This is a genomic window from Acetobacter lambici (assembly GCF_011516885.1).
Lineage (GTDB): Bacteria > Pseudomonadota > Alphaproteobacteria > Acetobacterales > Acetobacteraceae > Acetobacter > Acetobacter lambici.
On the sequence record NZ_WOTD01000114.1, the window covers coordinates 1 to 2,168 of the forward strand.

Genomic DNA, 2,168 nt, shown 5'->3' on the forward strand with positions numbered 1-2,168 from the left:
CATACTCAACCGCTTCACCGCGCTCGGAATCCCCGTCACCCACGCTGTCGCGTAAGGGAAACCCACGAAAAGGGTTCAGCACACCCAATACCCGAATTTTGCAACAGAGCCTACGACCATCATCGAAGACGAAATCAAAGATGTAGTCGTCGTGAATCTTGCGGGTCTTGTCAGTGGCACTGTCGCTGGGTCGATCCAGATAGGTCTCAACGAAACGCGCCCATTCCTTATCTGTAAATTGAACATCATTGAGGGCTTGCAGCTGAACGCGAACATTCGCCAGCATGGCGTTGGTTGATTTCAGGTCAGGCCGATACTCATAACCCTGATTGTGCAGGTCCTGAACAAGCTCGCGCTCTAGGTCGGTCTCAGACTGGTAGCTGTCAGCAGCCTCCCATGCGCGCACATATTTATCGAGAACGATAAAGCGATTGGTCTCGGCGATCGGCGTCATCTGCTCAGCCATACGGGGTCTCCTTCTGCCAATACCTGTAATTGCTGCGCAGATGATCCAGCAGGAGCTTCACCGTCTGCTTTTCCTCCGGCGATGGCACGGCGATGGCCTCGCTGGAGAGCGTGCTATGGCTTGTAAACTGAATGATGCGTTTCAGGTAAAGCTGCTGGTCGCTCGGCAGCAGCTCTGACCATCGGGGATAGCCCAGAAAGCTCGATGTCTTTTCATAAAGATTGCGGAGCAGGGTGAAGTGGTAGCGCTCAATCTTATCCGCTGCGATTGCCTGCTCCAACGTCTTCTTAAGGTAAAGGTGATAAGAAAAGCTTTGGTTTGAATCGCCACTCTTCTCTATCAGCTCGAACGTTCCATCCTCAAACCGATTCAGCATGTAACACGTTTTGCTATTTAGCTCGTTGAACAGCACGTTGAAGAAAAGCGGACTGTGCGTTGTAATGATGAATTTCAGGCCGTTCACCGTGTCGCTTCTCTTGATCAGGTCTGCGACGTCGACAGCAAGCTGAATAAGGTGATTCTCATCAAGCGAACTGACTGGGTCATCAATGAAGACATATTCGAGGTCATTGAACTGGTCCGTCTCGCGATCATCAACCTCGAGGATGTTGCGTGTACTGACTACCTGATCCAGTAGGCAGTAGAAAATACTCCAAATGAAGTTGCTCTCTTCTCCCTTCGATATTTTGAGACGCTCAGGGTTGGTCTCCGGGTCTTGCCCCAATGTGAAGGTAACTTCGGAAAATGCCGGAACAATAATCTCTTTATCGTCCTTATCTTTTGTTTTGTATTCCTCATTAAAGATCGGCGTCAGGTTCGGCTGGGTATAACGCTGAAAGACGGTGATGACACTTCGGTCCAGCCCAAGATCTTCGAAGGCGGATTTAGTGAACGCATTCGGTTGGATACAGAGCTTCCGCTCGGTATCGCCGGTCAGATCATTGTCCCAATAGAACAGATCTTCGGTGAAGGCGTTATAATATAGCACCTTAGGGCAATAATCGTCGTTCCGTTCCTCGGTCTTCGGGTCGATCAGCTCCCTGAATTCGCGTGACAGCCGAGTCTTGCCTGATGCGTTGAACGCATAGATAAGCTGCACCTTAGGAACAGGTTTTTGTTCCTCCACTTCTTTGGGTTCAATCTGCTTGGTCTCTTTGGTAACCGTTTTGCGGGTGACCTGAGGTGTGCGAAGCCTGTTCGCAATCTCTTCAAGCGTCTGTCCCATCTAGGCCGTCCCTTCGTCCGGTTTGGAGAAGTTCAAAAGCTGATCACGGTACCAAGCATATTGCTTTTCGCGCAGCTCGATTTCGCGCGGTAGACCTTCGTTGAAGGAAGTGGTCAGCGTATCAAACTTGTCGAGGATGGCGACAATCCGGTCCTGTTCTTCGAGAGATTTTTGGGGGTCCTCGGGATACGGTACTGCAATCAATGTCTTCTTGATGTTGTCATTGTATAAACGCTTGATCACACCACCATCTGAAACGTGCCATTTCGCGATCTGGTAGAAATAGAAAAGGTACTTGTTCAAAACCTTGCTCTCATCGTTTTCGAGCCAAACGATGTTGCTGTCTTGGAAATATGCCTCTTCACCGGCTTTGTTGCGCAAATAGTAGCGAGGGATTCACGGGGTGAATCCATTCTGGTAGCTAGGTGAGATGAGCAAGCCGCAGCCGACGCGATACCGCACGACGAACTGGTCCTC

3 protein-coding genes are annotated in these 2,168 nt (G+C 50.2%); all 3 read right to left on the minus strand.

Annotation, left to right across the window (positions count from 1 at the left end):
- Positions 1-466 (minus strand): type I restriction endonuclease (locus GOB86_RS15280; protein ID WP_198912059.1); only part of this gene is annotated, 466 nt, incomplete at its 3' end.
- A complete protein-coding gene (locus GOB86_RS15285; protein ID WP_165993513.1) occupies positions 459-1,691 on the minus strand; it encodes an ATP-binding protein in 1,233 nt (410 codons plus the stop codon). The genes GOB86_RS15280 and GOB86_RS15285, both read right to left, overlap by 8 nt.
- Positions 1,692-2,072, minus strand: coding sequence for a restriction endonuclease subunit S (locus GOB86_RS15290; RefSeq protein ID WP_194301218.1), 381 nt, complete (start codon positions 2,070-2,072; stop codon positions 1,692-1,694).
- Positions 2,073-2,168 lie beyond the last annotated feature (96 nt).

Excerpts from the sequence above, each read along its gene's own strand:
- GOB86_RS15285 (WP_165993513.1), bottom strand. The coding sequence starts at position 1,691 with ATGGGACAGACGCTTGAAGAGATTGCGAACAGGCTTCGCACACCTCAG.